The 16064-nt window shown below is 55.4% G+C and carries 15 protein-coding genes; 12 read left to right on the forward strand and 3 right to left on the reverse strand.

Going from position 1 to position 16064, the window contains the following annotated elements; genetic code table 11:
- Position 1: 1 nt before the first annotated feature.
- Complete coding sequence (locus BLL36_RS05020) at positions 2–1093, reverse strand: glycosyltransferase family 2 protein (protein WP_083735260.1); 1092 nt, start codon at positions 1091–1093, stop codon at positions 2–4.
- Between the two features lie 407 nt (positions 1094–1500).
- Here BLL36_RS05020 and BLL36_RS05025 point away from each other — a divergent pair, with 407 nt between their 5' ends.
- The 10 genes from BLL36_RS05025 to BLL36_RS05070 all read left to right on the forward strand — a co-directional run bounded on the left by BLL36_RS05025 (position 1501) and on the right by BLL36_RS05070 (position 12198).
- Positions 1501–2535, forward strand: coding sequence for a polysaccharide biosynthesis protein (locus tag BLL36_RS05025; RefSeq protein ID WP_076950511.1), 1035 nt, complete (start codon positions 1501–1503; stop codon positions 2533–2535).
- A 3-nt stretch (positions 2536–2538) separates the two neighbouring features.
- Complete coding sequence (wbjC, locus tag BLL36_RS05030; protein WP_076950373.1) at positions 2539–3657, forward strand: UDP-2-acetamido-2,6-beta-L-arabino-hexul-4-ose reductase; 1119 nt, start codon at positions 2539–2541, stop codon at positions 3655–3657.
- Positions 3658–3681: 24 nt separating this feature from the next.
- Positions 3682–4812 carry a non-hydrolyzing UDP-N-acetylglucosamine 2-epimerase gene (gene wecB / locus BLL36_RS05035; protein WP_076950374.1) on the forward strand — a complete coding sequence of 377 codons (1131 nt, stop codon included), beginning with the start codon at positions 3682–3684 and terminating at the stop codon, positions 4810–4812.
- Between the two features lie 13 nt (positions 4813–4825).
- A complete protein-coding gene (locus BLL36_RS05040) occupies positions 4826–6079 on the forward strand; it encodes a glycosyltransferase family 4 protein (protein WP_076950375.1) in 1254 nt (417 codons plus the stop codon).
- A complete protein-coding gene (locus tag BLL36_RS05045; RefSeq protein WP_076950376.1) occupies positions 6079–7041 on the forward strand; it encodes a UDP-glucose 4-epimerase family protein in 963 nt (320 codons plus the stop codon). Before BLL36_RS05040 ends, BLL36_RS05045 begins: the two co-directional genes overlap by 1 nt.
- The gene (locus tag BLL36_RS05050; RefSeq protein ID WP_076950377.1) at positions 7038–8063 is read left to right on the forward strand and encodes an MraY family glycosyltransferase; all 1026 of its coding nucleotides are present in this window, start codon (positions 7038–7040) and stop codon (positions 8061–8063) included. The genes BLL36_RS05045 and BLL36_RS05050 overlap by 4 nt, the downstream gene beginning before the upstream one ends.
- Before the next feature lie 56 nt (positions 8064–8119).
- Positions 8120–10117: a polysaccharide biosynthesis protein gene (locus BLL36_RS05055; RefSeq protein WP_162279248.1), complete on the forward strand. Its 1998-nt coding sequence runs from the start codon at positions 8120–8122 to the stop codon at positions 10115–10117.
- A 110-nt stretch (positions 10118–10227) separates the two neighbouring features.
- Positions 10228–10560, forward strand: a complete 333-nt coding sequence (locus BLL36_RS05060; RefSeq protein WP_076950378.1) for a ComEA family DNA-binding protein — start codon at positions 10228–10230, stop codon at positions 10558–10560.
- Positions 10561–10689: 129 nt separating this feature from the next.
- Complete coding sequence (locus BLL36_RS05065) at positions 10690–11334, forward strand: GntR family transcriptional regulator (protein WP_076950379.1); 645 nt, start codon at positions 10690–10692, stop codon at positions 11332–11334.
- A gap of 15 nt (positions 11335–11349) precedes the next feature.
- Complete coding sequence (locus BLL36_RS05070) at positions 11350–12198, forward strand: urea carboxylase-associated family protein (protein ID WP_076950380.1); 849 nt, start codon at positions 11350–11352, stop codon at positions 12196–12198.
- An 8-nt stretch (positions 12199–12206) separates the two neighbouring features.
- Here BLL36_RS05070 and BLL36_RS05075 read toward each other — a convergent pair whose 3' ends face one another.
- Both BLL36_RS05075 and eat read right to left on the reverse strand, forming a co-directional pair.
- Positions 12207–12374 (reverse strand): DUF2897 family protein, encoded by a 168-nt coding sequence (locus tag BLL36_RS05075; protein ID WP_076950381.1) that lies wholly within the window; start codon positions 12372–12374, stop codon positions 12207–12209.
- Between the two features lie 111 nt (positions 12375–12485).
- The gene (gene eat / locus BLL36_RS05080) at positions 12486–13850 is read right to left on the reverse strand and encodes an ethanolamine permease (protein ID WP_076950382.1); all 1365 of its coding nucleotides are present in this window, start codon (positions 13848–13850) and stop codon (positions 12486–12488) included.
- A 410-nt stretch (positions 13851–14260) separates the two neighbouring features.
- On the opposite strand from eat, the gene kdpF reads away from it, so the two are divergent.
- Together kdpF and kdpA are read left to right on the forward strand one after the other, a co-directional pair.
- On the forward strand, positions 14261–14350 hold the full coding sequence (gene kdpF / locus BLL36_RS05085) for a K(+)-transporting ATPase subunit F (protein WP_003218754.1): 90 nt from the start codon (positions 14261–14263) through the stop codon (positions 14348–14350).
- A 10-nt stretch (positions 14351–14360) separates the two neighbouring features.
- On the forward strand, positions 14361–16055 hold the full coding sequence (gene kdpA, locus BLL36_RS05090) for a potassium-transporting ATPase subunit KdpA (protein WP_076950383.1): 1695 nt from the start codon (positions 14361–14363) through the stop codon (positions 16053–16055).
- Positions 16056–16064 lie beyond the last annotated feature (9 nt).

Genomic DNA, 16064 nt, shown 5'->3' on the forward strand with positions numbered 1-16064 from the left:
TTCAGCGTTTGCTCCCGTAAATTTGGCGCACAAGGAAAACTGGACGCCGTTTGGATTCAATATAGGTTCTGCCCAAATATTCACCCAGTATGCCGATGCCGATTAATTGTAGTCCACCCAAAAATGTGACGGCAACCATGATCGATGCATAACCCGGTACATCAATGCCGTGGACGATAACTTTCAAAGCTATAAAAATGGCGAGCAAAAATGAAACCGCGGAGAACATGAGGCCGAGATAGGTCCATATCTTAAGGGGGTCTGTACTGAAGCTGGTGATCCCCTCCAGCGCAAAGTTCCACAGCTTCCAGCCGTTGAATTTACTTGTACCAGCAGAACGTTGGGGGCGGGCATAGTCGATGTAGGTCGTTTTGAAGCCTACCCACGCGAACAACCCTTTCATGAAGCGCCTTGACTCAGGAAGTTCTTTGAGTGCTTCCACTACGCACCTGTCCATCAAGCGGAAGTCACCCACGTTTTCTGGAATTTTCGAGCTGGTCATTTTGTTATGGATGCGATAGAACCAGTTCGCAGAAGAACGTTTCGCCCATGAGTCTGAATCCCTATCGGTCCTGCGACCGAGGACAACCTCATACCCATCTCGCCACTTTGCAATCATGTCGGGAATCAGTTGCGGAGGATCTTGCAGATCAACATCAATTGGCACAACTATGTGCCCCGTGCAAATTTGTAGCCCTGCTGTAAGGGCTGCTTCCTTTCCAAAATTTCTACTGAGATCAACTATATGAATGCGAGAATCTATATTCTGTAATTCAATCAGCCGGGGCAGGGTGTCGTCAGTGCTCCCGTCATTAATAAAGAGAATTTCAAGTTCGATCAGGGGAGCGCAGTCAAACACGCTCGAGACAGAGTCAATAAATAAGGATACAGTTTCTGCCTCGTTAAAAACGGGTACTACTAATGATAATTTTACCGTGGTTTCTGGCGCTATGCTCTGTGTCAATTCACCGTACTCACTCTCAGTCGTTATTTCGGACGCGGTATCACACGAGTCGTTTATTGTCCCACAATCCGGATTTACGGTTCGAATTTTTTCTATGTTTTCGTGCCTTGATTTTCCAGTCCACTCCATGCATATACACCTTCGCGAATCGAGTATGGGATGCCTCTTGCGCTTTTTCTATTTGGGCAGGTCGGCTGTATGAGCACGCAGGCTACGGTAGACCAAAACAAGCGCAGCGCTGGTCATTTCATGTCACGCCTGTCGGTTGCGCTCATGGGCTGTGCCCGAGCAGACACGTTTCGGGCGAGCCTTGCTCTCAGCTTCTGGAGGCGTGCTTTTCCGCTCCGATGTCGTGCTAAACTCTCGCTCAAACCTTAGGTAGGCTGCTGCTCAGCTCTTTGCTTTCCGGCGTTGCTTTCCTTGCCTCCTGTACGATGTCGAAAACCGGCAAGATTTGTGTCGATATTCGACGTTTAGTTTGGTCGTGGGTAGGCTCATTTTATATTCAGAATTGTATGCGCGGTTTGGGGGAAATTATGTTTGATGGAAGTAAACTACTCATATCTGGCGGCACGGGTTCTTTTGGTAATGCTGTTTTAAAGCGCTTTTTGAATACCCAAATCAGTGAAATTCGCATTTTCAGTCGTGACGAAAAAAAACAAGACGACATGCGTAAGCACTACAATAACCCGAAGTTGAAATTTTACATCGGCGATGTGCGTGATTTCCAAAGCGTCCTCAACGCCACCCGAGGCGTCGATTACATTTTTCACGCTGCGGCTCTAAAACAAGTTCCCTCTTGTGAGTTTCATCCGATGGAGGCAGTCAAGACAAACGTTATTGGCACCGACAACGTACTGGAGGCCGCCATACAGAACGAGGTCAAGCGTGTTGTCTGCTTAAGCACCGACAAAGCTGTATATCCCATCAACGCCATGGGGATCTCCAAGGCGATGATGGAGAAAGTCATGGTCGCTAAGTCTCGCAACGTCGACGAAGCCAAGACAGTCATATGCGGCACCCGCTACGGTAATGTTATGGCTTCCCGTGGTTCAGTCATCCCATTGTTCATCGATCAAATTCGGGCGGGAAAAGCACTCTCGATTACTGACCCGAGCATGACGCGTTTCATGATGACTCTGGCGGATGCTGTTGACTTGGTTCTCTATGCTTTCGAGCACGGGAATAATGGCGATCTGTTCGTCCAGAAGGCTCCCGCAGCAACTGTCGAAACCTTGGCTCGTGCTCTGACTTCCCTGCTCGGTGTTCCCGAACATCCTATCCGGATCATCGGTACCCGCCACGGGGAAAAACTATATGAGGCGCTTTTGAGTCGGGAAGAGATGGCGTGCGCTGAAGACCGGGGCCAATACTTCCGTGTGCCGCCCGATCTGCGCGACCTTAACTACAGTAAGTACGTCGAGCAGGGGGAGGAGAAGATTTCCACTATGGAGGATTACAACTCTCACAACACCGATCGCCTTGACGTCGATGGGATGCAGGCGTTACTGCTGAAGCTGGAATTCATGCGCGCTATCCAGCGTGGCGAACATGCCACACCTGAGGAGTAAGCAATGAAGGTACTGATCACGGGCAGCAACGGCTTTGTCGCAAGGAACCTCCATGCTCACTTGAAGGTTCGCAAAGACATTGAGGTATTGCAGTTCTCACGTGAGGACAGTCTTTCCGAGCTGAACGAAATGCTCTTGCAGGCAGACTTCATATTTCACTTGGCTGGGGTGAATCGGCCGACGAACCCTGAAGACTTCAGGTCCGGAAATACGGATCTGACCCGTGCGGTCTGTGAAGGCATTATCGCCAGCGGCAAGAAAACTCCCGTGCTTTACACCTCATCCAGCCAGGCGGAGCTGGACAATGCCTACGGCGCCAGCAAGTTGGCGGCCGAGCAGGCACTGTTGGACCTGAGTGCTACGCATGATGTGCCAGTGCATATTTTTCGCCTGCCTAACGTCTTCGGAAAATGGGCTCGTCCTGATTACAATTCGGCTGTGGCGACTTTCTGCAATAACATCGCTCGCAATCTGCCTATCAAAATCAACAATCCTGACGCCGCACTGACGCTGGTTTACGTTGATGACGTGATCACGCACTTTCTGGAAGTCATGGACGGTCGGCTCTCTGGCGATCCATTTGTTTCTGTCAAGCCTGTCTACCCCACAACTGTCGGAGAGGTCGCGGACCAGTTAGCCGCCTTCCGCGACAGCCGTGCAACCTTGGTCACTGAGGCTGTGGGCACAGGACTGACAAGGGCGCTTTATTCGACCTATTTGAGTTATGTCCCTCCAGAACACTTTACCTACGACGTTCCAAAGTACGGTGACCAGCGGGGCGTCTTTGTCGAAATGCTCAAGACCCGGGATTCTGGTCAGTTTTCTTATTTTACTGCGCATCCAGGTATCACTCGGGGCGGGCACTACCATCATTCGAAGACCGAAAAATTCCTGGTGATCAAAGGGAACGCGTGTTTTCGCTTTCGTCACATCGCGTCGGGAGAGTTTTACGAATTGTTTACTACTGGCGACAAGCCGGAAATTGTCGAGACGGTGCCAGGTTGGACCCACGATATTACTAACGTTGGTGATGAAGAGATGATTGTTATGCTCTGGGCCAACGAGGTGTTCGACCGTGAGCACCCGGACACCTATGCGTTGCCGGTCGGCACCGAAGCCTAAACATTTTCTCGAGTAGATGCAGTCATGAAAAAATTGAAAATTGTCACGGTCGTCGGCACGCGGCCCGAAATTATTCGTCTATCAAGGGTTATCGCCGCTCTGGACGAACACTGTGATCATGTGTTGGTTCATACCGGGCAAAATTACGACTACGAACTCAATGAGATTTTTTTTCAAGATTTGGGTATTCGCAAACCTGACCACTTTCTGAATGCTGCGGGTGCAAGTGGCGCGGAAACGATTGGCAATGTGATCATTACGGTTGACCGTGTACTGGCACAAGTTGAGCCGGAAGCCTTGTTAGTGCTCGGAGACACCAACAGCTGCATGGCGGTTATTCCTGCCAAGCGCCGCAAGATTCCAACGTTCCATATGGAGGCGGGCAATCGTTGTTTCGATATGCGCGTCCCCGAAGAAATCAACCGGCGGATTGTTGATCATACCGCCGATATCAATATGACCTACAGCACGATTGCTCGGGATTATCTGCTGCGTGAAGGGTTACCACCCGATATGGTAATCAAGACGGGCAGCCCTATGTTTGAAGTGCTCAACCACTACCGATCGGGCATTGAAAATTCGGACGTCCTTGATCGCCTTGGTTTGCAGCAGAACCAGTTTTTTGTATGCAGCGCTCACCGTGAAGAAAACATCGATTCGGACAAAAACTTCCTTAAACTGGTGGAAGTGCTGAACACCGTAGCCGCCCACTACGATCTTCCGGTCATCGTCTCCACTCACCCGCGTACGCAAAAACGCGTGGACGCGATGGGGATAACCTTCCATAAAAATGTGCAATTGCTCAAGCCGCTCGGTTTCAAGGACTATAACAAGCTGCAGCTGACGTCCAAGGCCGTGCTGTCGGACAGCGGTACTATCAGTGAGGAGTCGTCGATTTTAAATTTCCCCGCCCTGAACATTCGGGAAGCACATGAGCGGCCTGAAGGGATGGAAGAGGCGGCGGTGATGATGGTTGGCCTGGAAGTTAATCGCGTACTTCAGGGGCTTGGCATTCTTGAGAGCCAAGGTACGAATCTGGATCGCACCTTGCGTCTGGTAAGCGACTACAGCATGCCGAACGTGTCAGAAAAAGTCGTCAGGCTTGTTCACAGTTATACAGATTATGTGAATCGCATTGTCTGGAAGCGTTACTGATTGAGCCATGCAGATGCCTGATAATAAGCTGAATATTCTAGTGGTGACGCAATATTTTTGGCCCGAAAATATGCGTATCAACGACCTTGTCCGTGATTTCTCCGAAAAAGGCCACACGGTTACGGTGCTGACGGGGCTGCCGAACTACCCCGAGGGTAGGGTGTATGAACCTTACCGGACTGATCCGGAAAGCTTCAGTCAGTATTCCGGCGCGAGTGTTGTACGCGTGCCGCTGATCCCTAGGGGCAAGCGAAGCATCAGCCTGATAATGAATTACCTTTCCTTCTTCACCATGGCCTCTACGCTGGGTGTGTGGAAGCTACGCGGTAAACAGTTTGATGCGGTTTTTGTGTACGCGGTCTCGCCCATCATGGCGGCGATCCCGGCCATCATCATCGGTCGCTTGAAAAAAATACCGGTATTCATTTGGGTCCTGGATTTATGGCCCGAAACGCTTCGCGCCGTTGGCGTGTTACGTCATCCCCTGTTATTGGGCTGTGTCGGGCGAGTAGTCTCCTGGATCTACAATCGTGCGGACTACCTGCTGCTTCAATCACACGGTTTTTTTGAAAATGTGCGGCGTTACTGCACGCGGGAAATTGATCAGCAGCGACTCGTCTATTTTCCAAGTTGGGCAGAGGACGATTTTTCTACCGCTACGCCAAATCCCTCTGCATTGTTGACGCACGATCCATCGGTTTTTACCGTCTTGTTCGCAGGCAATTTGGGAGAAGCGCAGGATCTGCCCGCTGTGATAGAGGCCGCCCAGACCTTGCTGGGTACTGTAGCGGTGCGTTGGGTCATTGTCGGCGACGGCCGTATGAGCGATTGGCTTGCGGACCAGGTTGAAGTACGAGGCCTGGATAATGTGCTGCTGTTGGGTCGACACCCTCTTGAGGAAATGCCCGGCTTATTCGCATGCGCAGACGCCTTGCTGGTTTCGCTCAAGACCAATGATGTTTTCGAGAAAACCATACCGGGTAAGGTCCAGGCCTATCTGGCTTCCGGTAAGCCTATCCTCGGGATGATTAACGGTGAGGCGGCACACGTTATCGAGGCATCGGGAGCCGGGCTGGCATGCCCATCCGGTGACGCAACCGCCCTTGCGCGAATCACGCTCGAGTTGGCGTCCACTGATGCGGATGAGCGTATTCGTATGGGCAAATCTGGTCGCGAGTATTATCTGGCTAATTATTCGAAACCTACGCTCCTGGCTCGCCTGGAACAGCTGTTTCGTGATGCAACTTTGCGCAAAGGACGTCTGTGATGTCGCAATCTGTTTTCTTGACTGGGGCCACCGGGTTTGTCGGAGGGGCGGTGATGCGTCGCCTGGTCGCGGACGGCGTTCGCGTCACTGCAGCTGTGCGTAATGAATCCGATGCTATCAACGAAGATGTGGACGTTGTTCAGTTCGACTCCTTCGATGACGCAAATTGGCGTGAGAGCCTTGTCGGCGTCGACTCGGTAATTCATTGCGCAGCACGCGTCCATGTCATGAGTGATACCGAAGTTGATCCATTGGCCGCCTTTCGCAAGGTGAATGTGGAGGGCACTTTGAATCTGGCGGAACAGGCCGTCCGAGCTGGCGTACGACGCTTCGTCTTTATCAGCTCCATTAAGGTCAACGGCGAAGGGACTCGGTCAGGTAAGCCTTACGCGGCTGATGACACCCCAGCACCGAGTGATCCATATGGTGTTTCCAAGCTTGAAGCCGAGCAGGGGCTGCTTGCATTGGCAGGCCGCACTGCGATGGAAGTCGTGATCATCCGACCTGTTTTGGTGTACGGGCCAGGAGTCAAGGCTAACTTCTTGAATATGATGCGCTGGTTGGACAAGGGCATTCCGCTGCCTTTCGGTGCTATCGACAACCGTCGTAGTCTGGTGGCGCTGGATAACCTCGTGGATCTCATCATCACGGCTATCAACCATCCCGCTGCTGCAAACCAGATATTTCTGATAAGTGATGGGGAAGATTTATCTACGACGCAGTTGCTGCGCCGAACCGCAGCTGCGTTAGGAAAAAATGCGCGTTTATTACCGGTACCCTCTTGGATGCTCAGCAGCGCAGCCAAGCTTGTTGGTAAAGACGCCTTATCCCAAAGGCTTTGCGGCTCGCTGCAGGTTGATATTCAGAAGACCCGAACCTTGTTGCAATGGAATCCTCCAGTGTCGGTAAATGACGCGCTCAAGACAGTAGCAACGCAGTACATGAGTGATAAAAAACAATGAGTTATTGGTGGCTTGTCGTCGTTATCTCTCTTTTGTCGTACCTGCTGACCGCCTCGCTGCGGCGCTATGCTCTTGCTAACAGCATCATTGATATCCCTATTGCACGTAGTTCCCACTCTGTACCCACTCCAAGGGGAGGAGGAGTAGCTATTGTAGTGTCCTTCCTTTTAGCGTTGCCTTTGCTTGGATGGACCCAGGCGGTGTCACTTCAAACCCTGCTTGCGGTGGGAGGCGCGGGCGCATTGATCGCGATAATTGGCTTCATGGACGACCACGGGCATATCGCCGCCCGGTGGCGGTTACTCGGTCACTTTGCGGCCTCAGCATGGGCACTATACTGGCTGGGTGGTATGCCTGAGTTAGTGCTCTTCGGTGTCACCGTAAACCTAGGTTGGGTGGGGGTTGTGCTTGCCGCTTTCTACCTCGTCTGGATGCTTAATTTGTACAATTTCATGGATGGAATTGACGGTATTGCCAGTGTTGAAGCCATCTGTGCGTGCTTGGGTATGTGCCTGATTTGCGCGTTGAGCGGTCACTCCGGCTTGGTTTTACTACCGCTCGTTCTGGCGATGGCAGTAGCAGGCTTTTTATGCTGGAATTTTCCGCCTGCGCGTATATTCATGGGAGACGCAGGAAGCGGGTTCCTCGGTATTGTCCTGGGTGTTTTTTCAATCCAAGCTGCTTGGGTATCCTCTCAATTGCTATGGGCGTGGTTGATTCTGCTGGGCGTATTCATCGTAGATGCGACTTTTACATTGATCCGCCGCCTTGTGCGCGGTGACAAGGTATACGAGGCTCATCGCAGTCACGCGTATCAATTTGCCTCTCGGCGGTATGGCGGCCATTTATCCGTAACGCTTGCGGTTGCAGGTTTGAATCTGTTCTGGCTGTTGCCGGTTGCAATGTCCGTGGTCATGCTAGGGCTGGACGGTGCTGTCGGTGTTGTTATCGCTTACGTGCCATTGGTTGTGCTGGCGTTCAAGTTTCATGCCGGCGAGCTGGAAAAGGTTGACACTAAGTAAGGCGGGAGCCAGCCGCACAGTCATAAATACAGGAACGTTTTCAGGTGGACGAAGGGATTATGGATAGGTTACGGGCGATTCTGGTGGGGTTGCCGCGTCGCAACAAACGGCTTATTCAAGTGACTACAGACATTGTGGTCGTTTGGGCTGCGTTGTGGCTGGCCTTTATCGTGCGTCTGGGAATTGATGAGATGGCTACTCCTTTCCGTGACCATCTCTGGTTATTTGCCGCGGCTCCCGTGGTCGCTATTCCCTTGTTTATACGTTTTGGAATGTACCGCGCGGTCATGCGGTATTTTGGTAACGATGCTCTTATCGCGATCTTCAAAGCCGTCACTTTATCAGCGTTGATATTGGGGCTCGTGGTGTATTGGAACAGCAATCAGGTACATGTTGTTCCACGCTCCATCGTCTTTATTTATTGGTGGCTCAGCCTGATCATGGTTGGCGGGCTGCGCCTGGCCATGCGTCAGTACTTTCTCGGCGATTGGTTCTCCGCATCGCAGCACGTGCCCTTTACCAATCGGGAAGATGGCCTGCCCCGTGTTGCTATCTATGGCGCAGGCGCGGCAGGCAATCAATTGGTTGCAGCACTGCGAATGGGGCGATTGATGCGTCCGGTTGCTTTTATCGATGACGATGCAAGTATTGCTGATCGGGTCATTGCCGGTCTTCAGGTTTACAAACCCAAGCATATCCAACGCATGATCGACGCTACCGGCGCGCAAGAGATCCTTTTGGCGATTCCTTCATCCAACCGAGGGCGCCGCCGTGAAATTCTGAGCTTCCTGGAAGGTTTCCCACTGCACGTACGCAGTGTTCCCGGTTTTATGGACTTGGCCAGTGGGCGAGTCAAAGTTGATGATATTCAAGAGGTCGACATTGCTGATTTGTTAGGCCGTGACGCTGTTCCGGCTCAGACCGAGCTCCTGGAGCGTTGTATCGAGGGGCAGTGCGTACTGGTGACGGGCGCGGGCGGTTCTATTGGTGCTGAGCTCTGCCGCCAGATCTTATCGTTACGCCCTCTCACACTGTTGCTCTTTGAGCACAGCGAGTTCAATCTCTACTGCATTCTCTCGGAACTCGAACAGCGCGTAACTCGGGAGTCTCTCCCAATAAGGCTGCTACCGATCCTTGGCTCCGTGCGCAACGCCTCCAAGTTGGTGGACGTCATGAAGACATGGCGAGTCGATACGGTTTATCACGCAGCGGCTTATAAGCACGTGCCCATGGTGGAGCATAATATTGCCGAGGGCGTTTTGAATAACGTTATTGGTACGCTGAATACTGCGCAAGCGGCACTTGAGGTAGGGGTGGCCAATTTCGTCCTGATTTCAACTGACAAGGCCGTACGCCCAACCAATGTGATGGGGAGTACAAAACGTCTTGCGGAATTGACTCTCCAGGCTTTGAGTCGCGAGGCCGCTCCGGTCATGTTCGGCGATAAATTCAATATCTCGCGCGTCAACAAAACCCGTTTCACCATGGTGCGTTTCGGTAATGTACTGGGGTCATCCGGATCCGTAATTCCACTGTTTCATAAGCAAATCAAATCAGGTGGTCCCCTCACCGTCACCCATCCAAAAATCACCCGCTACTTCATGACTATCCCCGAAGCTGCCCAGCTAGTCATCCAGGCTGGCTCCATGGGGCAGGGCGGTGACGTGTTCGTACTCGATATGGGTGAACCCGTAAAGATTGTCGAGCTTGCCGAAAAAATGATCCATCTCTCCGGCTTGAGCGTGCGCTCCGACAAGAATCCTCACGGCGACATCGCCATCGAATTTACCGGTCTGCGCCCTGGCGAAAAGCTTTACGAAGAGTTACTGATTGGCGACAACGTAGTCGCCACCCGGCACCCCATGATCATGAGCGCTAACGAAGATCATCTTTCCTGGGAAGTGCTAAAGAGCAAGCTGACCGAGCTGCTGGCCGCGGTGGATCAGGACGATTACACCCGCGTCCGCCAACTGCTGCGAGACACCGTGAGCGGGTACTCCCCCGATGGCGAAATCGTCGACTGGATCTACCAGCAGCGCCGCCTTGAACCGTAAATTAACACCCTGTTACTCAAGCATTTTTGACGAATCTCCAACATGACCTAAGTTTGAAAAGCAGCTTCGAAAAAGCTGCTTTTCCCTCACCAATGTCATGGAGCGTCAAAATGCAAAACACCTACCTCACCTCCCTCATCTTCGCCTTCCTCACCACTCTCTCCGTCATCACCACCGCAGCCCCGTCCATCAAACCCGAAGCCTCAACCCCGATCACCGCGCAGATGTCCAAGGCCGAGCAACCCGCCAAGGTCAACCTCAACGCCGCCGATGCCGAAACCCTGCGGCGTGATCTGTTCGGCATCGGCGCCGCGAAAGCCAAGGCGATCGTGGCCTACCGCGAGAGCAATGGTCCGTTCACGGCGGTGGACGAATTGTTGGAAGTGAAGGGGATCGGCAAGGCGTTGCTGGAAAAGAACCGCGAGAGGCTGGTGCTCAATTAAGTAAGCCGAGGAGGCCGGTCATTGACCGGCCTTTCTCTTAGTCAGGATCCCGCGGTTCAAACTCAAACGCTTTGGCACGAAACGTGATTACCTCTACTAAACAGATTGTTCAACAATCCCAAGGTAACCATGACCCTAACCCTATCCCTAGCCGACCAAATCGCCCTGGAGCTGCGCACCGATATCATCGGCGGGCGGCTGTTACCAGGCATGCCACTGATCGAAGCCGAACTGGTAACCGCCTACAACGCATCGCGCAACACCATTCGCGAAGCGTTGCACCGTCTCGGCCAGGAAGGGCTGACGCGCTATGTGCGCAACAAGGGTGTCATGGTCCGGCGGCTGGAACGGGAGGAGGTGTGTGATTTGTTTGTGGTCCGCCGCACTCTGGAGTTGCAGGCTATCGCTCAGAGTGGCCCTCTCACCGACGATCAATCCGAGCGCATGCAGAATGCAATCGACGCGACAACCCTGGCCCGTGAGCGTGAGGACTGGCGGGCGGTCGCTACCCATAGCCTGGTGTTTCATCAGCAGATTGTCGGGTTGATGCGCAGCCCGTTGTTCGATGAGTTTTTTGCCCAGGTGATCGCGCAACTGCGTCTGGTGTTTTGTGCGGCGCCCGATGAGCAGCGTTTCCAGTCGCCTTGGCTGGAGCGTGATCGTGAGATTTACCAGCTCTTGCTCAACCATGACAAGCCGGCGGCAGGGGAGGCGATGAGCTTGTACCTGGATGATTCGGAGCGCCTGTCGTTGGCTTTGTTTACTCACTCTTGATCGAGGATTTGCATCATGTTCAAAGACTATCCGGCGGCGTATCAGGTCGGTAAAGGTTCTGCATTGCAGGTCGACACGGCGTTTTATGAGCGTGTGCGTGACCGGAAGGCGCAGCGCACGTTGGTTGAGCAGTTCGAGGTGCCGATCCGTACGGGCAGGGCGTGGAAGGTGCCGGCCGGGCATGTGTTTCGGGTGACGACGCCGGTGGGGCCGCAGGTGGGCGACTTCAATGTGTGGAACGCCCATGACCCGCGCGAGCGGTTGTGGGCGGCGCGCACGCGTCAGTTGCAGGGCGCGCATGTGAGTACCCATGACCGGTTGTGGTCGAACCTGCCGTTTTTGCGGCCTCTGTTGACGATCACCGATGACAGCCTGGCGAGTTATGGCATCGATGAGCATGGCGGGCGTCTGCATGATTTGCTCGGCACGCGGTGTGATCCGTATGTGAACCGGATGCTGACCGGTGAGGACTTTCATCACCATTGTCATTCGAACCTGACCCGGGCGGTTTTACCTCACGGTCTGACGGAGTTCGATGTGCATGACGTGCTGAATATTTTCCAGTGCACGGGCCTGAATCATGACGACATGTATTTCATGAAGGCGTGCCCGGCGCAGAAGGGCGATTATCTGGAGTTTTTTGCTGAGATTGATGTGTTGTGTGCGTTGTCGACCTGCCCCGGTGGGGATTTGTCGCTGCCGATGTGGGGGCCGGAGGCGCAGGATCCGTTGACGGTGTGCCGTCCGCTGGGGGTCGAGGTGTACAAGCTGGAAGAGGAGTTGCTCAATGGCTGGAGCCAGCCGGAGCGTGCTGCCTATAAGGGGCAGCACGGGTTGCAGATTGCCAAGGCGGATTGGGAGTAACCCAAGGTTCAGCGACCCTGCGCGTCCTTGGCGTCCGCCTGGGCGTTGCGCTCGGCCACGCGCTTGCGTTGTTCGTCGGTGAGTTCGACTTTGTTGGCGCTGTCACGCAGCATCATCAGGCCACCGACGATCGACCCGATCGCGACCACTAAAATCAACCATGCATACCACGGCATAAGGCTCTCCTTGAGGCAGATTGCCGTGGGAGAATTTTCCCACGGCAATGGCTGCTTTGAGTAACGGGCTTTCTTACTAGTTCAGTGTAGGCCCGTTCTGCCTCCATGGGATCAGAGCCCGGTCAACATCGCATCCGCCGGTGCATCGGCGCGGTCTTGCGCGGTCATCTGGAAGTAGGCGAAGCCCACGGCCATGAAGCCCAGGAAGATCAGCCCGATCAGTGTGTTGAACCAGGCCATGGCGACCAGGCATACCAGCGCCAGCACCAAGGCAATGCCGGGCACGATGGGGTAGCCGGGGGCGCGGAAGGTGCGTTCCAGCAGTGGTTCGGTCTTGCGCAGTTTGAACAGGCTGAGCATGCTCATGATGTACATGACGATGGCGCCGAATACCGCCATGGTGATCATGGCGGCGGTCAGGGTCATGCCGCCCAGGTTGATCAGGCCGTCGCTGTAGATGGCGGCGATACCCACCACGCCGCCGGCGAGGATGGCGCGGTGCGGTGTCTGGAAACGCGACAGTTTGGCGAGGAACGACGGCAGGTAGCCGGCGCGGGCCAGGGCGAAGAATTGGCGCGAGTAGCCGAGGATGATGCCGTGGAAGCTCGCCACCAGGCCGAACAGGCCGATCCAGACCAGCATGTGCAACCAGCCGGAGCTGTCGCCGACCACGGTTTTCATGGCTTGCGGCAACGGGTCGTTGATGTTCGACAGGGTGCGCCAGTCGCCGACGCCGCCAGCAAAGAACATCACGCCCATGGCCAGGACCACCAGGGTGAGGATGCCGCTGATGTAGGCTTTTGGAATGGTGCGCTTCGGATCTTTCGCTTCTTCGGCCGCCATGGCCGCGCCTTCGATGGCGAGGAAAAACCAGATGGCGAAGGGAATCGCGGCAAACATGCCGGCAATCGCCGGGGCGCCGAAGGTGTCGGAGCCGGCCCAGCCGTTCAGAGCGAAGTTGCTGAAGCTGAAGGCGGGCGCGACGACGCCCATGAACACCAGCAATTCCGCGACGGCGAGCACGCACACCACCAGCTCGAAGGTTGCGGCGAGTTTGACGCCGAGGATGTTCAGGCCCATGAATACGATGTACGCGCCGACGGCCGCGTGCTTGGGGTCGAGCGCCGGAAACTGCACATTCAGGTAAGCGCCGATGGCCAGGGCGATGGCGGGGGGCGCAAAGACGAATTCGATCAAGGTCGCGAGGCCGGCGATCAAGCCGCCTTTCTCGCCAAAGGCGCGACGGCTGTAGGCAAACGGGCCGCCCGCGTGGGGAATCGCGGTAGTCAGTTCGGTGAAGCTGAAGATGAAGCAGGTGTACATCGCGGCGACCATCAAAGAAGTCACCAGGAAGCCCAAGGTTCCGGCGACGCCCCAGCCATAGCTCCAGCCGAAGTATTCCCCGGAAATGACCAGGCCGACGGCGATGCCCCATAAGTGCAGGGTGCCCAAGGTGGGTTTGAGTTGTGTGTTCATTGTGTTGCTCCCTGAACGGTTTGGAATGATTCAAGGTGTTGCAGCGGGCATGCCAGGCTGGAAATCGGTGTCGTAAAGCGGAGCAAGCGTCGTGTGGGGGATGGTTTGGCGTTTGAATATCGGCCGGGTTGCACCAGTTGGGTGCGGTGTTGGCTGGGCGGGCCTCATCGCGGGCAAGCCCGACTCCCACACTTGAGCGGGTGTCTGAACGAACGCCGATCAACCTGTGGGAGCGGGCTTGCCCGCGATGAGGCCCGCCCAGCCGCCGAAAATGCCCCTGTAAACCCCGCATAAACCCACTCTTTACGCCGTCTTTACGCCCCGCCCACTCCCTCGCTCTCGTTCCTTTACGCCACTCCTGCGGACAATTGCCCCACACGCGGCACTCGCCGCTGAACGGAGAGACTTCCATGAGCGTTCTGGACGGGGTGTCACTGCTATTGGCCGTGGCGCTGTTCATTTATCTGCTGGTTGCGCTGTTACGCGCGGATCGGAACTAGGAGCTGGGCCATGCACAGTTATGACTATTGGCTGATCATCGCCTTCTTCGCGGTGGTACTGGTGCCGGCGCCGTTCCTCGGGCGGTTCTACTACAAGGTGATGGAAGGGCAGCGCACCTGGCTCACCCCGGTGCTGGGCCCTGTGGAAAAAGCCTGTTATCGCCTGTCGGGCGTGAACGAGCATCAGGAACAAAGCTGGCAGAAGTACATGCTGGCCTTGCTCGCGTTCAACCTTGCGGGCTTTTTGCTGTTGTTTGCGATCCTGTTGTTCCAGGACTATCTGCCACTGAACCCGCAGAAATTGCCGGGCCAGGAATGGACGTTGGCCTTCAACACGGCGGTCAGTTTCATGACCAACACCAACTGGCAGTCCTACAGCGGTGAAGCGTCCCTGAGCTACCTTAGCCAGATGGCGGGGTTGACCGTGCAGAACTTCGTCAGTGCGGCCACCGGTCTTGCAGTGCTGGTCGCCTTGTGCCGTGGGATCGGTCGCAAATCCGCCCAGACATTGGGCAACTTTTGGGTCGATATGACCCGCGCCACCCTCTACGGCTTGCTGCCGTTGTGCCTGGTGCTCGCGCTGTTCCTGGTGTGGCAGGGCGTACCGCAGACCTTCGCCCATTACGTCGATGCCGTGACAATGCAAGGCGTGGATCAGGTGATTCCCCTGGGCCCGGCGGCCAGCCAGATTGCGATCAAGCAATTGGGCACCAACGGCGGTGGTTTCTTCGGCGTCAATTCGGCGCATCCGTTTGAAGACCCGACGGCCTGGGCCAACCTGTTTGAAGTGGCGTCGATCATCCTGATCCCGGTGGCGCTGGTGTTTACCTTCGGCCATTACGTCAAGGACCTGCGCCAGAGCCGCGCCATTCTTGGCTGCATGCTGGCGCTGTTCCTGATCGGCGGCGCGACCTCGCTGTGGTCCGAATACCAGCCCAACCCGACTTTGAACAACCCGGCCGTGGAGCAAACCGCGCCGCTGGAAGGCAAGGAAGCGCGCTTCGGCACCACTGGCACCGTGTTGTGGTCGGTGACGACGACGGCGGCGTCCAACGGTTCGGTCAACGGCATGCAGGACAGCCTCAGCCCCCTCAGCGGCATGGTAGCGCTGGTCAACATGATGGTCGGCGAAGTGATCTTCGGCGGCGTCGGTGCCGGCATGTACGGCATGTTGCTCAACGTGTTGATCGCGGTGTTCCTCGCCGGCCTGATGATCGGGCGCACCCCTGAATACCTGGGCAAGAAGCTGCAGGCCAAGGAAGTGCAACTGCTGGTGGTGACCCTGCTGGTGATGCCGGTTGGCGTGCTCGTGCTCGGTGCCATCGCCGCCAGCCTGCCTGGCCCGGCGGGTGCCATCAGTAACCCCGGCCCTCACGGTTTCAGCCAGTTGCTCTACGCCTACACCTCGGCCAGCGCCAACAACGGCTCGGCGTTCGGTGGTTTCAGCGCCAACACGCCGTTCCATAACCTGATGCTGGGCCTGGGCATGTTGATCGGCCGCTTCGGCTACATCCTCCCGGTACTGGCCCTGGCCGGCAGCCTGGCGATGAAGAAGAGCGCACCCATCGGCCAGAACAGCTTCCCGACCCATGGTCCGCTGTTCGTGACCCTGTTGACGGTGACCATTTTGCTGGTGGGCGGCCTGACTTTCCTGCCGACGCTGGCGCTGGGCCCCATTGCTGAACATTTGAGCTTGGGCTTCTAAGGGGATATG

Source organism: Pseudomonas cedrina subsp. cedrina, from assembly GCF_001983175.1.
GTDB classification, from domain to species: Bacteria; Pseudomonadota; Gammaproteobacteria; order Pseudomonadales; family Pseudomonadaceae; genus Aquipseudomonas; species Aquipseudomonas cedrina.

Bases quoted from the DNA above. Each gene is read 5' to 3' on its own strand.
- wecB (WP_076950374.1), top strand. From the start codon at position 3,682: ATGAAAAAATTGAAAATTGTCACGGTCGTCGGCACGCGGCCCGAAATT.
- BLL36_RS05065 (WP_076950379.1), top strand. From the start codon at position 10,690: ATGACCCTAACCCTATCCCTAGCCGACCAAATCGCCCTGGAGCTGCGC.
- kdpF (WP_003218754.1), top strand. From the start codon at position 14,261: ATGAGCGTTCTGGACGGGGTGTCACTGCTATTGGCCGTGGCGCTGTTC.
- BLL36_RS05025 (WP_076950511.1), top strand. From the start codon at position 1,501: ATGTTTGATGGAAGTAAACTACTCATATCTGGCGGCACGGGTTCTTTT.
- BLL36_RS05070 (WP_076950380.1), top strand. From the start codon at position 11,350: ATGTTCAAAGACTATCCGGCGGCGTATCAGGTCGGTAAAGGTTCTGCA.
- wbjC (WP_076950373.1), top strand. From the start codon at position 2,539: ATGAAGGTACTGATCACGGGCAGCAACGGCTTTGTCGCAAGGAACCTC.
- BLL36_RS05050 (WP_076950377.1), top strand. From the start codon at position 7,038: ATGAGTTATTGGTGGCTTGTCGTCGTTATCTCTCTTTTGTCGTACCTG.
- BLL36_RS05020 (WP_083735260.1), bottom strand. From the start codon at position 1,093: ATGGAGTGGACTGGAAAATCAAGGCACGAAAACATAGAAAAAATTCGA.
- BLL36_RS05040 (WP_076950375.1), top strand. From the start codon at position 4,826: ATGCCTGATAATAAGCTGAATATTCTAGTGGTGACGCAATATTTTTGG.
- BLL36_RS05075 (WP_076950381.1), bottom strand. From the start codon at position 12,374: ATGCCGTGGTATGCATGGTTGATTTTAGTGGTCGCGATCGGGTCGATC.
- BLL36_RS05045 (WP_076950376.1), top strand. From the start codon at position 6,079: ATGTCGCAATCTGTTTTCTTGACTGGGGCCACCGGGTTTGTCGGAGGG.
- kdpA (WP_076950383.1), top strand. From the start codon at position 14,361: ATGCACAGTTATGACTATTGGCTGATCATCGCCTTCTTCGCGGTGGTA.
- eat (WP_076950382.1), bottom strand. From the start codon at position 13,850: ATGAACACACAACTCAAACCCACCTTGGGCACCCTGCACTTATGGGGC.
- BLL36_RS05060 (WP_076950378.1), top strand. From the start codon at position 10,228: ATGCAAAACACCTACCTCACCTCCCTCATCTTCGCCTTCCTCACCACT.